Genomic DNA, 18,383 nt, shown 5'->3' with positions numbered 1-18,383 from the left:
CGCTGAATACGCAGCGACACAGCAGCCCCCAAGAAGTCAGCCACAAGGAGACCGAACCGTGAAGAGCGCCGTGGAGACCCTGAACCCGACTCGGGTTCGGCTCACTGTCGAGGTGCCCTTCGAGGAGCTCAAGGACAGCCTCGACGCGGCGTACAAGAAGATCAACCAGCAGGTCACGGTCAAGGGCTTCCGCAAGGGCAAGATCCCGGCCCGGGTCATCGACCAGCGCTTCGGTCGTGGCGCGGTGCTGGAGGAGGCCGTCAACGACGCCCTCCCGAAGTTCTACACCGAGGCCGTCAACGAGGCCGAGGTCAACCCGCTGGGCCAGCCCGAGGTCGACATCACCGAGCTGAAGGACGGCGAGCTGCTGGCCTTCACCGCCGAGGTCGACATCCGCCCGGCCATCGAGATCCCGGACTACTCCGGCATCGAGGTCGAGGTCGACGCGGTCGAGGTCTCCGACGAGGACGTCGAGAAGTCCGTCGAGCAGCTGCGCAGCCGCTTCGCCACCACCAACGTGGTCGAGCGCGCGGCCGCGGACGGCGACGTCGTCACGATCGACCTCGAGGCCAAGGTCGACGGCGAGGTGCTGCCCGACGGCATCGCCTCCGACGTCTCCTACACCATCGGCTCGGGCGAGCTCCTCGACGGCATCGACGAGGCCGTCAAGGGCCTCGAGGCCGGCGGCGAGGCCACCTTCACCTCGCAGCTGAAGGGCGGCTCCGCCGAGGGCAAGGACGCCGAGGTCACCGTCAAGGTCACCAAGGTCTCCGCCAAGGAGCTCCCGGCCCTGGACGACGAGTTCGCCCAGCTCGCCAGCGAGTTCGACACGCTGGAGGAGCTGAAGGCCGACAGCCGCAAGCGCCTCGAGAACATGAAGCAGTACGACCAGGCCACCCAGGCCCAGGAGCGCGTGCTGGAGAAGTTCATCGAGCTCGCGGAGATCCCGGTTCCCGAGAAGCTCCTCGAGGACGAGGTCAACACCCGCAAGCACAACCTCGAGCACCACCAGCTCGGCCAGATGGGCCTGACCATCGAGAAGTACCTCGAGTTCCAGGGCAAGACGGTCGAGGAGTTCGACGCCGAGACCCGCGAGCAGGCCATCAAGGGCATCAAGACCCAGTTCCTCCTCGACGAGCTCGTCAACAAGGAGAAGCTGAACGTCAACCAGGAGGAGCTCACCGAGCACCTCATGCGCCGCGCGCAGTCCTCCGGCATGTCCCCCGACCAGTTCGCCCAGGCGGTCGTCGAGGGCGGCCAGGTCCCGATGCTGGTCGGCGAGGTCGCCCGCGGCAAGGCGCTCGCGCTGGTCGTCGAGGGCTCCAAGGTCGTCGACACCAACGGTGAGGTCGTCGACCTCTCCGACGACGAGGACGAGGTCGAGGCGGCCGCCGAGGTCGTCGAGGCCGCCGTGGACGCCGACGCCGACGCGCAGGCCGACGAGGCCAAGTAAGGCCGAGCAAGGCCGCGTAAGGCCGAACAGGGCCGACCGAGGCCTTCTGAGCTGCACCTGAAGGGCCCGGGCACGTGCGTGCCCGGGCCCTTCGGCATCGTTCGTACCTTGCGCTCCGAGCGAACAGTTCCGGAAGCGGGATGGCGTTGTCCTACCTGCGCGTTAGGGTCCATGAATATGAGGGCTCAGCCCTTTTAACGAAACGCTGAGACGGCATTGGGCCGTCGGAGACGAGCAGGTGGAACGTGACGAATCTGAAGCCTTACGCCGCGGGTGAGCCGTCCATCGGTGGTGGCCTCGGCGACCATGTCTACAACCGGCTGCTCAGCGAGCGCATCATCTTCCTCGGCCAGCAGGTCGACGACGAGATCGCCAACAAGATCACGGCGCAGCTTCTCCTCCTGGCCGCCGAGCCGGAGAAGGACATCTACCTGTACATCAACAGCCCCGGTGGCTCGGTGACGGCCGGCATGGCGGTCTACGACACCATGCAGTACATCAAGAACGACATCGTCACCATCGGCATGGGCATGGCCGCCTCCATGGGCCAGTTCCTGCTCACGGGCGGTACGGCGGGCAAGCGCTTCGCGCTCCCGAACACCGACATCCTGATGCACCAGGGTTCCGCCGGCATCGGCGGCACCGCGTCGGACATCAAGATCCAGGCGCAGTACCTGCTCCGTACCAAGCAGCGGATGGCCGAGATCACCGCGCACCACTCCGGCCAGACCGTGGAGACGATCATCCGCGACGGTGACCGCGACCGCTGGTTCACGGCCGAGGAGGCCAAGGAGTACGGCCTCATCGACGAGATCATCTCGGCCGCGTCCCTCGTCCCGGGCGGCGGCGGTACCGGGGCCTGACGCCCCGGCCGTACCCGACTGGACAGCCAGTCCCAGCCCAGAACGCCACCAGGATGGTGAACACCCAGATGCAGAACAACTTCTCGGCCAGCGGTCTCTACACGGGCGCGCCGATGGACAACCGCTACGTCGTCCCGCGCTTCGTCGAGCGCACCTCGCAGGGCGTGCGCGAGTACGACCCGTACGCGAAGCTCTTCGAAGAGCGCGTGATCTTCCTCGGTGTCCAGATCGACGACGCCTCCGCCAACGACGTCATGGCGCAGCTGCTGTGCCTGGAGTCGATGGACCCGGACCGCGACATCTCGATCTACATCAACAGCCCCGGTGGTTCCTTCACCGCGCTGACGGCCATCTACGACACGATGCAGTTCGTGAAGCCGGACATCCAGACGGTCTGCATGGGCCAGGCGGCCTCCGCCGCGGCCGTGCTGCTGGCCGCCGGTACCCCCGGCAAGCGCATGGCCCTGCCGAACGCCCGCGTGCTGATCCACCAGCCGTCCGGCGGCACCGGCCGTGAGCAGCTCTCGGACCTGGAGATCGCGGCCAACGAGATCCTGCGCATGCGCGACCAGCTGGAGACCATGCTGGCCAAGCACTCCACCACGCCGATCGAGAAGATCCGCGAGGACATCGAGCGCGACAAGATCCTCACCGCCGAGGACGCGCTCTCGTACGGCCTGATCGATCAGATCATTTCCACCCGTAAGAGCAACGCGGCCTGATACTTGCACGGGGCCCCGCAGCGGGGCCCCGGCAAGGTACCGTCGGATATGAGGCACCAGGAGCGCTGAACCAGGCGTCTCCCAGGCGAAGGGGAAGCACCTCGTGGCACGCATCGGTGACGGCGGCGACCTGCTCAAGTGCTCGTTCTGCGGAAAGAGCCAGAAGCAGGTGAAGAAGCTCATCGCAGGACCCGGTGTGTACATCTGCGACGAGTGCATCGACCTCTGCAACGAGATCATCGAAGAGGAACTCGCGGAGACGAGCGAGGTGCGCTGGGAGGAGCTTCCCAAGCCCCGCGAGATCTACGAGTTCCTGGAGAGCTACGTCGTCGGCCAGGAGCCGGCGAAGAAGGCGCTCTCGGTAGCGGTCTACAACCACTACAAGCGCGTCCAGGCCGGCGAGAACGGCGGCGCGCAGGGCCGGGACGACGCGATCGAGCTCGCGAAGTCCAACATCCTGCTCCTGGGCCCCACGGGCTCGGGCAAGACGCTCCTCGCGCAGACCCTGGCCCGCATGCTCAACGTCCCGTTCGCGATCGCCGACGCCACGGCGCTGACGGAGGCCGGGTACGTCGGCGAGGACGTCGAGAACATCCTGCTGAAGCTGATCCAGGCGGCCGACTACGACGTCAAGAAGGCCGAGACCGGGATCATCTACATCGACGAGATCGACAAGGTCGCGCGCAAGAGCGAGAACCCGTCGATCACGCGTGATGTGAGCGGCGAGGGCGTGCAGCAGGCCCTGCTGAAGATCCTGGAGGGCACGACCGCGTCCGTGCCGCCGCAGGGCGGCCGCAAGCACCCGCACCAGGAGTTCATCCAGATCGACACGACGAACGTGCTCTTCATCGTGGGCGGCGCCTTCGCCGGCCTGGAGAAGATCATCGAGTCGCGGGCGGGCGCCAAGGGCATCGGCTTCGGGGCGACGATCCGCTCGAAGCGGGAGATCGAGGCGAGCGACCAGTTCCAGGAGGTCATGCCGGAGGACCTGGTGAAGTTCGGGATGATCCCCGAGTTCATCGGCCGTCTCCCGGTCATCACCTCGGTCCACAACCTGGACCGCGAAGCGCTCCTCCAGATCCTCGTCGAGCCGCGCAACGCGCTGGTGAAGCAGTACCAGCGGCTGTTCGAACTCGACGGCGTCGAGCTGGACTTCGAGCGCGAGGCCCTGGAGGCCATCGCGGACCAGGCCATCCTCCGCCAGACGGGCGCGCGCGGCCTGCGCGCCATCATGGAGGAGGTCCTGATGTCGGTGATGTACGAGGTCCCGTCCCGCAAGGACGTGGCCCGCGTGGTCATCACCCCGGACGTGGTCCGCTCGAACGTCAACCCGACGCTGGTCCCGCGCATCGTCCCGAAGGACCAGGGCCCGCACGAGAAGTCGGCGTAGCCCGCCACCCGCACGACACGAAGGGGCGCCCCGGTCAGCCGACCGGGGCGCCCCTTTCGTGTGCGTACCCGCCGGGTGATCAGGCCTTGACGCGCGCGGTGTTGAAGAGCTTGGCGGCGAGGGCCGCGACCTCGTCGAGCGTGCCGCTGGTGCCGCCGAGCATCGCCTTCGCCGGGTCGACGACGTTCACGGAGACCAGCGTCGAGTAGTCGCCCCAGGCGCACGAGGGGATCGTGACCTCCTTGGGGCCCTGGGCGGTGGACGAACTGCTCTTGGTGCTGGTCATCTTGACGTTGGCGCACTTCATCACGCCGCCGCTGAAGCCGGCCGGCTTGAACTCCTGCGGGCTGCCGACCAGTTCGTACTTGAGGCCGAGCGCCTCGGCGTCCTTGTTGGTGCCGACGTTGTTGAAGTAGTTGTCGACGGCCTTCTCCGGCTCGTCGATCTGCCCGTACAGGCCGTTGACGTTGAGCTGCTTGGCCGTCTTGCCCGTGCCGCTGGTGTACTGCTGCGCGACGTTGTGCGCGTTCTTGACGCCGACCAGCTCGGCCTTCGTCTTCTGCTCGCCTTCCAGCGTCTTGTCCTGGCCGCTGGTCGCGGCCTCCGACGTGCTCTTCTTGTACGCGTCGACCGACTCCGGCATGACCAGCTTGTAGCCCTTGGTGTCGGAGGCCACGGTGCCCGCGCCGTCGCCCGCCAGGAAGTACCAGCCGCCGCCCGCGATGACCGCGATCGCGACGACCACGCCCGTGACGATCAGGCCCGTCTTCTTCTTCGGGGGCTGCGGCGCGGCGGCGTACGGGGGCTGGGCGTGCGGGGGCATGCCCGGCTGCTGGGGGTAGCCGTAGCCCTGTTGCGGGGGGACCCCCGGCTGCTGGGGGTAGCCCGGCGGCGGCGGGGGCTGCTGCGGGTAGCCGTAGCCCGGCTGGGGAGCAGGCTGGCCGTACGGCCCAGGCTGCTGCCCGTACGGGCCCGGCTGCTGCGGCTGCTGGCCACCGTACGGCCCCGGCTGGTTGTAGCTCATTTCCCGCGTCCCCCTCTGAGGATTGCTTTATGCGTTCCTCACATCCTGTCGGAAGCCGGACGCGCGTGGGGCGCCAGGGCCCCGGTATAGCGGTTTCAGTACGGGACTGTTACCCCTCTAAACTGTGCCCCGTGACCGAGAACACGCAGACACCCAGCAGCCCCGACTCCGAACTGCCGAGCCACTACACGCCGGCCGATGTAGAGGGGAAGCTGTATGAGCGCTGGGTAGAGCGCGGTTACTTCGAGGCGGACGAGAAGAGCGAGAAGCCCGCCTACACCATCGTCATCCCGCCGCCCAACGTCACCGGCAGCCTGCACCTGGGCCACGCCTTCGAGCACACGCTCATCGACGCCCTCACCCGCCGCAAGCGCATGCAGGGCTTCGAGACGCTGTGGCAGCCCGGCATGGACCACGCCGGCATCGCCACCCAGAACGTCGTCGAGCGCGAGCTCGCCAAGGAGGGCAAGTCCCGCCACGACCTGGGCCGCGAGGCGTTCGTCGAGCGCGTCTGGCAGTGGAAGGGCGAGTCCGGCGGCCAGATCTCCGGCCAGATGCGCCGCCTCGGCGACGGCGTCGACTGGTCCCGTGAGCGCTTCACCATGGACGAGGGCCTCTCCGAGGCCGTCCAGACCATCTTCAAGCGGCTCTACGACGACGAGCTGATCTACCGCGCCGAGCGCATCATCAACTGGTGCCCGCGCTGCCTGACCGCGATCTCCGACATCGAGGTCGAGTACCAGGACGACGACGGCGAGCTCGTCTCCATCCGCTACGGGGCCGGCGACGCCTCCATCGTCGTCGCCACCACCCGCGCCGAGACGATGCTCGGCGACACCGCGGTCGCCGTCCACCCCGAGGACGAGCGCTACAAGCACCTCGTCGGCACCGAGATCGAGCTGCCGCTCACCGGCCGCCGCATCCCGGTCGTCGCCGACGAGCACGTCGATCCCGAGTTCGGCACCGGCGCCGTCAAGGTGACCCCGGCGCACGACCCGAACGACTTCGAGATCGGCCAGCGCCACAACCTGCCGAACCTCGCCGTCATGGACGAGCACGCGATCATCACCGCCCACGGCCCCTTCCAGGGCCTGGACCGGCTCGAGGCCCGCTCCGCCATCGTCGCCGCGCTGCGCGCCGAGGGCCGGATCGTCGCCGAGAAGCGCCCGTACACCCACTCCGTCGGCCACTGCTCGCGCTGCAAGACCACCATCGAGCCGCGCCTGTCGATGCAGTGGTGGGTCAAGGTCGGCCCGCTCGCCAAGGCCGCCGGTGACGCGGTCCGCGACGGCAAGGTCAAGATCCACCCGCAGGAGATGGAGAAGCGCTACTTCGACTGGGTCGACAACCTCCACGACTGGTGCATCTCGCGCCAGCTGTGGTGGGGCCACCGCATCCCGGTCTGGTACGGCCCGAACGGCGAGGTCGTCTGCGTCGGACCCGACGAGCAGCCGCCGGCCGGCGAGGGCTGGCACCAGGACACCGACGTGCTCGACACGTGGTTCTCCTCCGGCCTGTGGCCCTTCTCCACCCTCGGCTGGCCGCGGCAGACCGAGAGCCTGGCGAAGTTCTACCCGAACTCCGTCCTGGTCACCGGCTACGACATCCTGTTCTTCTGGGTCGCCCGGATGATGATGTTCGGCCTGTACGCGATGGACGGCACCCCGCCGTTCCACACCATCGCCCTGCACGGCATGGTCCGTGACGAGCGCGGCAAGAAGATGTCGAAGTCCTTCGGCAACGCCGTCAACCCGCTCGACTGGATGGACAAGTACGGCTCCGACGCCGTCCGCTTCACCCTGGCGCGCGGCGCCAACCCGGGCGTCGACGTCCCGATCGGCGAGGACTGGGTCCAGGCGTCCAGCAAGTTCGCCAACAAGATCTGGAACGCCACCCGCTTCGCGCTGATGAACGGCGCCACCATCGAGGGCGAGCTGCCGGCCCCCGAGCAGATGTCCGCCACCGACCGCTGGATCCTGTCGCGGCTGAACAAGACCGTGGCCGAGGTCGACGCGTTCTACGACGACTACCAGTTCTCGAAGCTCTCGGACGCCCTCTACCACTTCGCGTGGGACGAGGTCTTCGACTGGTACGTCGAGCTGTCCAAGACGACCTTCTTCGCGGGCGGCGAGCAGGCCAAGGTCTCCGGCCGGGTCCTCGGCGAGGTCATCGACGTCATGCTGCGGCTGCTGCACCCGGTCGTCCCGTTCGTCACCGAGACCCTGTGGACCACGCTCACCGGGCGTGAGTCGCTGGTGATCGCCGAGTGGCCGCGGGACAGCGGCTTCCGCGACGAGGCCGCCGAGGCCGAGATCGGGACCGTCCAGGCCGTGGTCACCGAGGTCCGCCGCTTCCGCAAGGAGCAGGGCCTCCAGGACGCCCAGAAGGTCCCGGGCCGTCTGGACCTCGACGGTACGGCGCTGGCCGCGCACGAGGCCGCCATCCGCCAGCTGCTGCGCCTGCAGCCGGACGACGAGGGCTTCACCGCCACCGCCTCCCTGCCGATCGCGGGCGCCACGGTCGCGCTGGACCTGTCGGGCACGATCGACGTGGCCGCCGAGCGCAAGCGCCTGACGAAGGACCTGGGCGCGGCGCAGAAGGAGAAGGCGCAGGCCGAGGCCAAGCTCGGGAACGAGGCCTTCCTGGCCAAGGCCCCGGACAACGTGGTCGACAAGATCAAGGGCCGGCTCGCCAAGGCCGAGGCGGACATCGCCCGCATCGAGGCCCAGCTGACGGCCATGCCGGAGGCCTAGCCGATCCGGTCACCGATCCGGTCACCGATCCGGACCGCCGAGGGCCCCGCACCGTGCGCGACGGTGCGGGGCCCTCGTGTACCCGAAGTGCGCTTTGTCACCCATTTCGGTCGTCCGGCCGAATGGATTCGCAGCGACGAACCCGGATGATGGAGGGCATGCAGGTCAAACCCGTCGCCTCCGCGCTCCGGGCGGTCGTGGCCCGGAGCCGCCGACGCGCCGAGAGCTGGGCCGGGACTCCGCACGCACTTGACGTGCTCACCGCGCTCAGCTGCCTCGCGCTGATGGCACTGGACCTGCCGGGCCTCGCCGCCGACGACAACTCCCTGACCGGCCCGCAGGCCGCCGCCGTCCTCGCGCTCGGCTCCGCCACACTGCTGGTGCGGCGCCGTATGCCGTGGCTGGCGTTCGCCACCGCCCTGCTCTTCATCGGCTGGCTGCACGAACTCACCCTCATCCAGTTCGCCCTCTACTCGGTCGGCCGCTACCGGGGGCGCCGGGCCGGGGTGCTGGCCACCGTCGGCTACGTCGCCTTCGCCCTGGCCCTCTTCCACGTGCCGGGCTGGCCCCTGGGACAGGCCGACACGCTCAGTTCCTTCCTCAGCGTGGTCGTACCCATCGGGGTGCTCGCCTCGGCCGTCGGCATCGCCGCCTACCGCCAGGACCTGGTGCGCGAGCTCGACGCGCAGCGCGCGGAATCGGCCGTCCTGCAGGCGGTGCAGCAGGAGCGGACCTCGGTGGCCCGCGACGTCCACGACTTCGTGGGGCGCGAGCTGACCATGCTGACGGTGCGCTCCGAGGTGCTGTCGATGCGGTCGCGCGAGACGGCGTACGCGAAGGACTTCGAAGAGCTCGCCGACACCGCGCGCCGGGCCCACCTGGTCCTGAACGAGATCATCGTGCAGCGCGGCGAACGCACGGCCACGCCCGGCGTCGAGGGGCTGCCGGCGCTGGCCGAGGAGAGCGGCCGGGCGGGCTCACCCGTACGGCTGGCAGTGGACCCCGGTGTGCACGCGCTCTCGCCGCTGCGGCAGGCAGCCGTCTACCGGGTGGTCCAGGAGTGCCTGACCAACGCCGCCAAGCACGCCGGCGGCGAGACCATCGACGTGTGCATCGCCGCCGAGGGGACGCACCTGCGGATCGCGGTCACCAACCCGCTGCCGGCCCGCGGGCCCGCCCGCGCCCCGGTCTCGGCGGGCTCGGGCACGGCGAGCATGTCCGAGCGCGTCCACAGCCTGGGCGGCACCCTGACCGCCCGCCGCACGGACCGCACCTACGAGGTCGTCGCGACGCTGCCGCGGTCCTGATCAGCGGGCCGGGGCCAGGAGGGTGTGGAGGGTGTCGAGGTTCTCGACGCAAGCCCCCGAGCCCAGGGCCACGCAGTCCAGCGGGGCGTCGGCGACGAAGACCGGGATGCCGGTCGCGGAGGCCATCCGCAGGTCGAGACCGGGCAGCAGGGCGCCGCCGCCGGTCAGGACGATGCCGTGCTCCATCACGTCGCCCGAGAGCTCCGGCGGGCACTCCTCCAGCGTGGTGCGGACGGCCGCGATGATCGCCTCCACCGGTTCGTCCAGGGCCGCCCGGACGTCCGGTGCGCCCAGCGCGAGCGTCTTCGGCATGCCTCCGACCTTCTCCCGCCCCCGCACCGTGAACGTACGGGTCTCCAGTTCCGGCCGGTCCGGCACCGGCCAGGCCGAGCCGATGGCGACCTTGACGTCCTCGGCGGTGCGCTCGCCGATGAGCAGCCCGTGCTCCTTGCGTACGTGATCCGCGATCGCGCCGTCCAGCCGGTCGCCGCCGACCCGCAGGGAACGGGCGGTGACGATGCCGCCCAGCGAGATCACCGCGACCTCGGTGGTGCCGCCCCCGATGTCGACCACCATCGAGCCGCGCGGATCGGAGACCGGCAGCCCGGCGCCGATCGCCGCCGCCATCGGCTCCTCGATCAGGTGGACGGCCCGGGCACCGGCCCGGGTGGAGGCGTGGACGATCGCCCGCCGCTCGACCTGGGTGACCCCGGACGGCACGCAGACGACCATCCGGGTGCGCGGCCGCCGCCCGGGGACGGCCTTGCGCACGAAGTGCCGGATCATCTCCTCCGCGGCCTCGTAGTCGCTGATCACGCCGTCGCGCAGCGGGCGGATGGCGGTGATGGACCCGGGGGTGCGGCCGATGGTCTCCTTGGCGTCGGTGCCCACCGCCAGCGCCGTGGTGGTGCCGGCCCTGACCGCGACCACGGACGGCTCATTGAGGACGATCCCGTGCCCCCGCGCATAGATCAGGGTGTTGGCCGTCCCCAGGTCTATCCCGATGTCACGGCTGGAGGCTGACGTGTTGGTGCTGGCCTGCGGCATTTGTTCCCCTATCTCCTGTCCGCAAGGCTTGCATAACGATCCGGCCGCCCTTTGCGCCGGAAGTCCCGAAACGGCCGGGCCGAAAGTCCGGGCCGCCCCGTCCGTAGACTGGCCCTGTGAGTGAGCAGCAGCCCGGCGACGGCCGGTCCGACAAGTCCGACGCCTTCGACGAGTTCGACGAGATCGTGGCCGAGGAGACCGATCGCGATCCCGACCTGGCGGTGATCGAGGCCGGCAGCCGCACCCTGCGTACCCAGGCCGGCCCGCCGCAGGGCGACGCCGTGCCCGGCCGGCCCGAGGACCCGGCGGTGGACGCCGCGCTGCGCGAGGTGGAGCAGGAGCTGTCCACCCGCTGGGGCGAGACCAAGCTGGAGCCGTCCGTCCGGCGCATCAAGGCGCTGATGGACGTGCTCGGCGAGCCGCAGCGCGCGTACCCCTCGATCCACATCACCGGCACCAACGGCAAGACCAGCACCGCCCGCATGATCGAGGCCCTGCTGAACGCCTTCGAGCTGCGCACCGGCCGCTACACCAGCCCGCACGTGCAGACGATCACCGAGCGGATCAGCCTGGACGGCGCCCCGATCGAGGCGGAACGCTTCATCGAGACGTACCGGGACGTCAAGCCGTACGTGGAGATGGTCGACGCGGCCGAGGAGTACCGGCTGTCCTTCTTCGAGGTCCTCACCGGCATGGCGTACGCGGCCTTCGCGGACGCGCCCGTGGACGTGGCCGTCGTCGAGGTGGGCATGGGCGGCAGCTGGGACGCGACCAACGTCATCGACGGCTCGGTCGCGGTGATCACCCCGATCAGCCTGGACCACACCGACCGGCTCGGCACCACGCCGGGCGAGATCGCCGCCGAGAAGGGCGGCATCATCAAGCAGGACGCGACCGTCATCCTGGCGCAGCAGCCGGTGGACGCGGCGCAGGTGCTGCTGAGGCGGGCCGTCGAGGTGGACGCGACGGTGGCCCGGGCGGGCATGGAGTTCGGCGTCGTCGCACGTGAGGTGGCCGTCGGCGGCCAGCAGGTGACGCTGCGCGGCCTGGGCGGCGAGTACGAGGAGATCTTCCTGCCGCTGTACGGCGCCCACATGGCGCAGAACGCGGCGGTGGCGCTGGCGGCGGTCGAGGCGTTCTTCGGCATCGGCGCGGAGCACGCGCGGCCGCTGGACATCGACACGGTCCGCAAGGCCTTCGCGACCGTCACCTCGCCGGGCCGGATGGAGGTCGTACGCCGCAGCCCGACCGTGGTCCTGGACGCGGCCCACAATCCGGCGGGCGCGGCCGTGACCGCCGAGGCCGTCACCGAGTCCTTCGGCTTCAGCCGGCTCATCGGTGTGGTGGGAACCAGCGAGGGCAAGGACGTCCGCGGTGTCCTGGAGGCGTTCGAGCCGATCCTCGCCGAGGTGGTGATCACCGCGAACTCGACCTACCGGGCGATGGGCGCGGACGAGCTCGCCGCCATCGCCGTGGAGGTCTTCGGGCCCGACCGGGTGCAGGTGGAGCCGCGGCTGGACGACGCCCTGGAGGCGGCGATCACGCTGGCGGAGGAAGAGGCCGAGTACGGTGGGGCCGGGGTCCTGGTGACCGGTTCCGTGATCACGGTGGGCGAGGCGCGCCTGCTGCTCAAGAGGGGCTGACCCATGCGTACGCTGTGCGCCTCGACGCTGATCGGGGAGTTCTTCGTCGTCGGATTCGCGGGCCTGGTGGCCATGAAGAATCCCGACCTCACCCAGGCGCAGGTCTGGACGGTCTGCGGGATCGCGATGCTGCTGTCGGTGCTGCTGTGCGGGATGCTCAGCCGTCCCGGCGCGGTGCAGATCGGCTGGGCCCTGCAGATCGGACTGATCGCGAGCGGCCTCGTCGTCCCGATGATGTTCTTCCTGGGCGCGGTCTTCGCGGGCCTGTGGTGGTGCTCGATCCACTACGGCCGCAAGATCGACGAGGCCAAGGCCCGCTGGGCGGCGCAGGCGGAGGCCCAGGCGCCGGCGGAGGCGTAGGTTCCGGCCGGCTGCGGGGACGCGGGCGCAGGGCGCGGGCGGCGGCGTACGCCTCCGGGCGCCCCTGTAGCCTCGTACGACCGCACCCGTATGCCGCAAGGAGCCGAAACCCATGACCCAGCGCACGCTCGTCATCCTCAAGCCCGACGCCGTCCGTCGCGGCCTGATCGGCGAGATCATCGGCCGTATCGAGCGCAAGGCCGGCTGGACCATCCCCGCGATGGAGCTGCGCACCCTCGACCAGGAGACGCTGGAAGCGCACTACGGCGAGCACAAGGGCAAGCCTTTCTACGAGCCGCTCATGGGCTTCATGGCGTCCGGCCCCGTCGTCGTCCTCGTCGTCGAGGGCGAGCGGGCGATCGAGGGGGTCCGCCAGCTGGCCGGTCCCACCGACCCGATCGCCGCGGCGCCCGGTTCCATCCGTGGTGATTTCGGCACGATCGTCCGCGAGAACCTGATCCACGCCTCGGACGGCGAGGAGTCCGCGGAGCGCGAGCTGAAGCTGTTCTTCCCCGCGCTGTGAAGACGCCATCCTGACGTAACATCAGCCGAATAGCGCTCTCGACCTGGGGCGACCGAATGAAGTTCGGTCGCCCTTCGGTATTTCCCGGCGCCACCGGGAACGCATGGGCAACACGCAACGTCACCACTAAGGGGACGGGTTTCCGTTCCGCCGGGGAAGGTCGAGTCCCGTCGCGCGATGTCCGTACGTGCGGCACTACGATGAGGCTTCCACCCACACACCCACCTCGCCGACCTGACAGCAGCCGCTATCAACTGGAAGGCCAGACGCTCCTCATGGGGAACAAGGGGAACTCAATGTCGTTCATCGGCCGTGACATGGCTGTCGACCTCGGGACCGCCAACACGCTGGTGTACGTGAGGGGCCGGGGCATCGTCCTGAACGAGCCGTCCGTCGTCGCGATCAACACCAACACCGGCGGCATCCTCGCGGTCGGCTCCGAGGCGAAGAAGATGATCGGCCGGACACCCGGCAACATCGTCGCCGTACGCCCCCTCAAGGACGGCGTGATCGCCGACTTCGAGATCACCGAGCGCATGCTGCGCTACTTCATCCTCAAGATCCACAAGCGCCGCTACCTGGCCCGCCCCCGCGTCGTGGTCTGCGTCCCCTCCGGTATCACCGGAGTCGAGCGCCGCGCCGTCATCGAGGCGTCCACCCAGGCCGGCGCCCGTCAGGTGCACATCATCGAAGAGCCCATGGCCGCGGCCATCGGCTCCGGCCTGCCCGTGCACGAGGCGACCGGCAACATGGTCGTCGACATCGGCGGCGGCACGACCGAGGTGGCCGTCATCTCCCTCGGCGGAATCGTCACGGCGCAGTCCATCAGGGTCGCCGGCGACGAACTGGACAACGCGATCATCCAGCACATCAAGAAGGAGTACTCGCTCCTCCTCGGCGAGCGCACCGCCGAGCAGATCAAGATCACCATCGGGTCGGCATACGACCTCGACAAGGACGAGCACACCGAGATCCGCGGCCGCGACCTCGTCTCGGGCCTGCCCAAGACCGTGGTCATCTCGGCCGCCGAGGTCCGCAAGGCGATCGAGGAGCCCGTCAACGCCATCGTCGACGCCGTCAAGACCACCCTCGACAAGTGCCCGCCGGAGCTCTCCGGCGACATCATGGACCGCGGCATCGTCCTCACCGGCGGCGGCGCCCTGCTGCGCGGTCTCGACGAGCGGCTGCGCCGCGAGACGGGCATGCCCATCCACATCGCCGAGGACCCGCTCGACTCCGTCGCGCTCGGTTCCGGCAAGTGCGTGGAGGAGTTCGAAGCGCTCCAGCAGGTCCTGGACGCCCAGCCCCGGCGGTAGCCGGCCACCGGCCGATCCCCCGAAAAAGGGACATGCGGAACACAAGGATCCGCCGTACGGGTGCTACCGGGCCCGTGCGGCGGATCGTTGATATACAGGCATAGAAAATTCCGAACGAGGAAGGCACGGCCGCCGCACGTGAGGGACACACGAGAGAGCCGGCTGCTCCTGGTACTGCTGATCGCCATCGCGTTCGCACTGATCACGGTGGACATCCGGGCAGGCGAGGAGTCACCGGTCGACGGTGCCCGGCAGGCCGCCGCCGCGGTCTTCGGCCCCGTCGAGAAGGGCGTCGCGACCGCGGTCGACCCGGTCGCCAACGCGATAGGGGCGGTACGCGACTCCGGTGAACGCCACAACCGGATCGCGACGCTGGAGCGCGAGAACGCGGCGCTGAAGGCCAGGCTCGGCAGCGACGACCGGACCCGCAGCCGCATCAAGGAACTCGACGAGATGCTCAAGCGCGCCGGCGCCGGCCAGTACGGCATCAAGGGCGCCGAGGTCATCGCCATAGGAGCGGCCCAGGGCTTCTCCTGGACCGTCACCATCGACGCCGGCAGCAAGGACGGCATCGAACGCGACATGACCGTCCTCAACGGCGACGGACTCGTCGGCCGCGTCACCACCGTCGGCCCCGACACCGCCACCGTACTGCTCGCCAACGACCCCGACTTCACCGTCGGAACCCGCCTGGAGAACACCGGCGAACTCGGCTTCGCCACCGGTCAGGGCGACCGTGCCCTGTCCGTCCAGATGCTCAACGGACGGGCCAAGGTCGCCCCCGGCGACCGGCTGGTCACCTTCGGCTCGAACGGCAACAAGCCGTTCGTGCCCGGCGTACCGCTCGGCGAAGTGGTCCGCGTCGACCCCGCCGGCAACGGCCTCACCCGTACCGTGCACGTCCGCCCGTTCGTCGGCTTCTCCCGCCTCGACATCGTCGGCGTGGTCGTGATGCCGCCCCGCGAGGACCCGCGCGACACCGTCCTGCCCCCCAAGCCCGAGCCCCCGAAGCCCACGCCGACGGTCACCGTCACGGTCACGCCCACCCCGACCGCCTCCGGCCGGCCCGTGGACGAGGAGGAACGCTGAGCCATGCGCTTCAACCGGATCCTGCTCTCCGCCACCCTCGTCCTGGTCGCCCTCGTCGTCCAGGTCACCATCCTCGGCCGGCTCCAGCTGCCCGGAGCCGTCCCCGACCTCATGCTGCTCACCGTGGTCGCCCTGGCCCTGGTCTACGGGCCCACCTCCGGCGCCCTGATCGGCTTCGGCGCCGGGCTGTTCGCCGACCTCGCCCCGCCCGCCGACCACGCCGCCGGCCGCTACGCCCTGGTCCTGTGCATCATCGGCTACGCCGCCGGACTGGCCCGCCCCGACAACGGACGCTTCCGCTCCGCCTGGGGCCCGATGCTCACCGTCGTCGCCGCCGCCGTCGGCTCGATCCTGCTCTACGTCGCCGTGGGCGCCCTGGTCGGCGACACCGCCGAACGCCACGTCGGCCTCGGCGGACTGCTGTTCAGCGCCGTCCTCTACGACCTGCTGCTCGCCCCCTTCACCGTGCCGTTCATCATGGCCCTCGCCCGGCGCGCCGAGAACGATCCGATGGCCGTGGACGCCGGCGGCGGCCCCGCGCAGGGCGCCGACGTCTCCTCCGGCTGGCTGGCCGGCGGCACCGGCCTGCGCATCGGCAGCCAGCGCGGCGGCCTGCGGCTGAAGACCGCCCGCGGCCGCGCCAACCGGGCCGGCCGGATAAAGGGCATCAAGGGCGTGAAGAGCGTCAAGAAGCTGTGACGGGGGAGCAGGCGTGACCAACATTCCGGAGACCGGCCGCACCCCCCGGGTGCAGATCCGGCTCGTCATCATCCAGGTACTCGTCCTCTCGCTGCTGTTCACGCTCGGCGGCCGCCTGTGGTACCTCCAGATCCGCAACGGACACGAGTACGCCGACGAGGCCAAGAGCAACCACGTCCAGCGCGTGGTCCAGCCCGCCGCGCGCGGGCTCGTCCTCGACGCCCGCGGCGTACCGCTGGCCGACAACGAGACCCGCCTGGTGGTCTCCGCCTCCCGCACCGAGCTGATGCGGATAAAGGACCGCGGCAAGGGCGTCCTGACCCGGCTCGCCGGCGTCCTCGGCATGCAGCCGCAGGACGTCATGGACCGGGTCCGGCTCTGCGACTCCAAGACCCCCAAGCCCTGCTGGAACGGCTCCCCCTACCAGCCGATCCCCATCACCCTCGAAGCCACCACCCAGCAGGCCCTCACGATCCGCGAACGCCCCGAGGACTTCCCCGGCATCACCGCCGAACCCACCGCCGTACGCCGCTACCCGGCGGCGGGCGGGGCCCGTGCCGCGCAGGTGCTCGGCTACCTCTCGCCGGTCACCGACGAGGAGATCCAGAAGGCCAAGGACAGCGACTCGCCGCACCTGCGCTCCGACCAGGTCGGCCGCTCCGGGATCGAACGCACCTACGACAAGGAGCTGCGCGGCAAGGCGCAGGTCACCTCCTACGAGGTCGACAACCTCGGCCGCGTCATGGACCAGACCAAGTCCGACCCGGGCGTGGCCGGCTCCAGCCTCGTCACCAGCATCGACGCCCGCGTCCAGGCCGTCGCCGAGTACGAGCTCGCCGAGGCGATGAAGGTCGTCCGCAACGAGACCGACAACATCACCGGCCGCAAGTACGAGGCCGACTCCGGCGCCGTCGTCGTGATGGAGACCAAGACCGGCCGCGTCGTCGCCATGGCCTCCCAGCCCGACTACGACCCCAACGCCTGGGTCGGCGGCATCTCCGCCGCCGACTACACCCGCCTCACCAGCAAGGACTCCAACTACCCGCTGCTCAACCGGGCCATCCAGGGCCAGGCCCCCGCGGGCTCCATCTTCAAGGTGGTCTCCGCGAGCGCCGCCGTCCGCGCCGGCCACGACTTCAACGACAAGTACAACTGCAGCGCCTCCTACAACATGGGCGGCCGGAGCTTCGCCAACTTCGAGTCCAAGGGCCACGGCCCCATCACCCTCGGCGAGGCCCTCAAGTTCTCCTGCAACACCGTCTTCTACGCCCTCGGACACCAGGAGTGGCAGCGCGACGGCGGCCTGGAGCCCAAGAAGGACGCCCACGACTGGTTCTACAAGACCGCCCGCGACTTCGGCCTCGGCTCCGAGACCGGCATCGACCTGCCCAACGAGGTCACCGGCCGCATCCCGGACCGCCAGTGGAAGAAGAGCTTCTGGGAGGCCAACAAGGACGCCTGGTGCAAGCAGGGCAAGAAGGGCGGCACCTACGTCGAGCAGATCGCCTACGAGAGCTGCCTCGAAGGCAACCAGCTCAAGGCGTACGACAGCATCAACTTCGCCATCGGGCAGGGCGACGTCCTCGTCACCCCCATCCAGATGGCCACCGCCTACTCCGCCATCAGCAACGGCGGCACCCTCTACGACCCCCACGTCGGCAAGGCCGTGGTCAGCCCCACCGGCAAGGTCGAGATGATCGAGCCCAAGGCCCACGGCAAGCTGCCCGTCGACGCCGGGACCATCGCCGACCTCGACAAGGGCCTGCGCTCCGTCGTCGAGCCCGGCGGCACCGCCGCCTGGCGCTTCGGCGGCTGGCCCCAGGACAAGATCCCCATGCGGGCCAAGACCGGCACCGCCCAGGTCTACGGCAAGCAGACCACCTCGTGGCTGGCGACGTACACCGACGACTTCACCATCGTCATGACCATCTCCCAGGCCGGCACCGGCTCCGGCGCCTCGGGCCCCGCCGTGCGCAACATCTACAACGCGATGTACGGCCTCACCATGGACGGCAAGCAGGACCTGGCCAAGGCCTTGCTGCCCAAGCCGCAGGCGGACCTGCCCCACGTCCAGCCCGACGGCACCATCGAGTCACCCGAGATCAGGCCCTACGTGCCGCCGTCCCCCGAGGAACTGGCACCGCCGGCACTCGCCGGTCCGCCCGCCCCGCCCCGCCACTTGCAGGACTGAGCC

The 18,383-nt window shown here is 69.7% G+C and carries 15 protein-coding genes; 13 read left to right on the top strand and 2 right to left on the bottom strand.

From position 1 onward, the window contains the following. Window positions 1–58 precede the first annotated feature (58 nt). The 4 genes from tig (at window position 59) to clpX (ending at window position 4,428) form a co-directional block, all read left to right on the top strand. Window positions 59–1,453: a trigger factor gene (tig, locus tag ACZ6KO_RS11610; protein WP_469303148.1), complete on the top strand. Its 1,395-nt coding sequence runs from the start codon at window positions 59–61 to the stop codon at window positions 1,451–1,453. Window positions 1,454–1,698: 245 nt separating this feature from the next. Continuing rightward, window positions 1,699–2,316 (top strand): ATP-dependent Clp protease proteolytic subunit, encoded by a 618-nt coding sequence (locus ACZ6KO_RS11605; protein WP_401448488.1) that lies wholly within the window; start codon window positions 1,699–1,701, stop codon window positions 2,314–2,316. Window positions 2,317–2,369: 53 nt separating this feature from the next. After that, a complete protein-coding gene (locus ACZ6KO_RS11600) occupies window positions 2,370–3,038 on the top strand; it encodes an ATP-dependent Clp protease proteolytic subunit (protein WP_401448490.1) in 669 nt (222 codons plus the stop codon). Between the two features lie 103 nt (window positions 3,039–3,141). Further along, the gene (gene clpX / locus ACZ6KO_RS11595; protein ID WP_469303143.1) at window positions 3,142–4,428 is read left to right on the top strand and encodes an ATP-dependent Clp protease ATP-binding subunit ClpX; all 1,287 of its coding nucleotides are present in this window, start codon (window positions 3,142–3,144) and stop codon (window positions 4,426–4,428) included. Window positions 4,429–4,507: 79 nt separating this feature from the next. Here the strand turns inward: clpX and ACZ6KO_RS11590 are convergent, their stop codons facing one another. Then, the gene (locus ACZ6KO_RS11590; RefSeq protein WP_469303141.1) at window positions 4,508–5,452 is read right to left on the bottom strand and encodes a hypothetical protein; all 945 of its coding nucleotides are present in this window, start codon (window positions 5,450–5,452) and stop codon (window positions 4,508–4,510) included. A 131-nt stretch (window positions 5,453–5,583) separates the two neighbouring features. Here ACZ6KO_RS11590 and ACZ6KO_RS11585 point away from each other — a divergent pair, with 131 nt between their 5' ends. Both ACZ6KO_RS11585 and ACZ6KO_RS11580 read left to right on the top strand, forming a co-directional pair. Further along, complete coding sequence (locus tag ACZ6KO_RS11585) at window positions 5,584–8,205, top strand: valine--tRNA ligase (RefSeq protein WP_469303139.1); 2,622 nt, start codon at window positions 5,584–5,586, stop codon at window positions 8,203–8,205. A 158-nt stretch (window positions 8,206–8,363) separates the two neighbouring features. Next, window positions 8,364–9,512, top strand: a complete 1,149-nt coding sequence (locus ACZ6KO_RS11580; protein WP_469303137.1) for a sensor histidine kinase — start codon at window positions 8,364–8,366, stop codon at window positions 9,510–9,512. Here ACZ6KO_RS11580 and ACZ6KO_RS11575 read toward each other — a convergent pair whose 3' ends face one another. Further along, window positions 9,513–10,559: a rod shape-determining protein gene (locus ACZ6KO_RS11575; protein ID WP_469303134.1), complete on the bottom strand. Its 1,047-nt coding sequence runs from the start codon at window positions 10,557–10,559 to the stop codon at window positions 9,513–9,515. It abuts the gene before it with no gap. A gap of 116 nt (window positions 10,560–10,675) precedes the next feature. On the opposite strand from ACZ6KO_RS11575, the gene folC reads away from it, so the two are divergent. The 7 genes from folC (at window position 10,676) to mrdA (ending at window position 18,380) form a co-directional block, all read left to right on the top strand. Beyond that, on the top strand, window positions 10,676–12,202 hold the full coding sequence (gene folC / locus ACZ6KO_RS11570) for a bifunctional tetrahydrofolate synthase/dihydrofolate synthase (RefSeq protein WP_469303132.1): 1,527 nt from the start codon (window positions 10,676–10,678) through the stop codon (window positions 12,200–12,202). A 3-nt stretch (window positions 12,203–12,205) separates the two neighbouring features. Further along, the gene (locus tag ACZ6KO_RS11565; protein WP_469303130.1) at window positions 12,206–12,562 is read left to right on the top strand and encodes a DUF4233 domain-containing protein; all 357 of its coding nucleotides are present in this window, start codon (window positions 12,206–12,208) and stop codon (window positions 12,560–12,562) included. 112 nt (window positions 12,563–12,674) lie between these two features. Next, on the top strand, window positions 12,675–13,085 hold the full coding sequence (gene ndk, locus ACZ6KO_RS11560) for a nucleoside-diphosphate kinase (RefSeq protein ID WP_401448505.1): 411 nt from the start codon (window positions 12,675–12,677) through the stop codon (window positions 13,083–13,085). Between the two features lie 296 nt (window positions 13,086–13,381). Continuing rightward, window positions 13,382–14,401, top strand: a complete 1,020-nt coding sequence (locus tag ACZ6KO_RS11555; protein ID WP_125647420.1) for a rod shape-determining protein — start codon at window positions 13,382–13,384, stop codon at window positions 14,399–14,401. Window positions 14,402–14,539: 138 nt separating this feature from the next. Then, window positions 14,540–15,490 (top strand): rod shape-determining protein MreC, encoded by a 951-nt coding sequence (mreC, locus tag ACZ6KO_RS11550; protein ID WP_469303127.1) that lies wholly within the window; start codon window positions 14,540–14,542, stop codon window positions 15,488–15,490. 3 nt (window positions 15,491–15,493) lie between these two features. Beyond that, window positions 15,494–16,189 carry a rod shape-determining protein MreD gene (mreD, locus tag ACZ6KO_RS11545; protein ID WP_469303125.1) on the top strand — a complete coding sequence of 232 codons (696 nt, stop codon included), beginning with the start codon at window positions 15,494–15,496 and terminating at the stop codon, window positions 16,187–16,189. Between the two features lie 13 nt (window positions 16,190–16,202). Further along, on the top strand, window positions 16,203–18,380 hold the full coding sequence (mrdA, locus tag ACZ6KO_RS11540; protein ID WP_469303123.1) for a penicillin-binding protein 2: 2,178 nt from the start codon (window positions 16,203–16,205) through the stop codon (window positions 18,378–18,380). Window positions 18,381–18,383: the final 3 nt, after the last annotated feature.

This window comes from Streptomyces sp. NPDC042102 (genome assembly GCF_055582305.1).
This window is presented reverse-complemented; position numbering and strand designations above follow the sequence as displayed.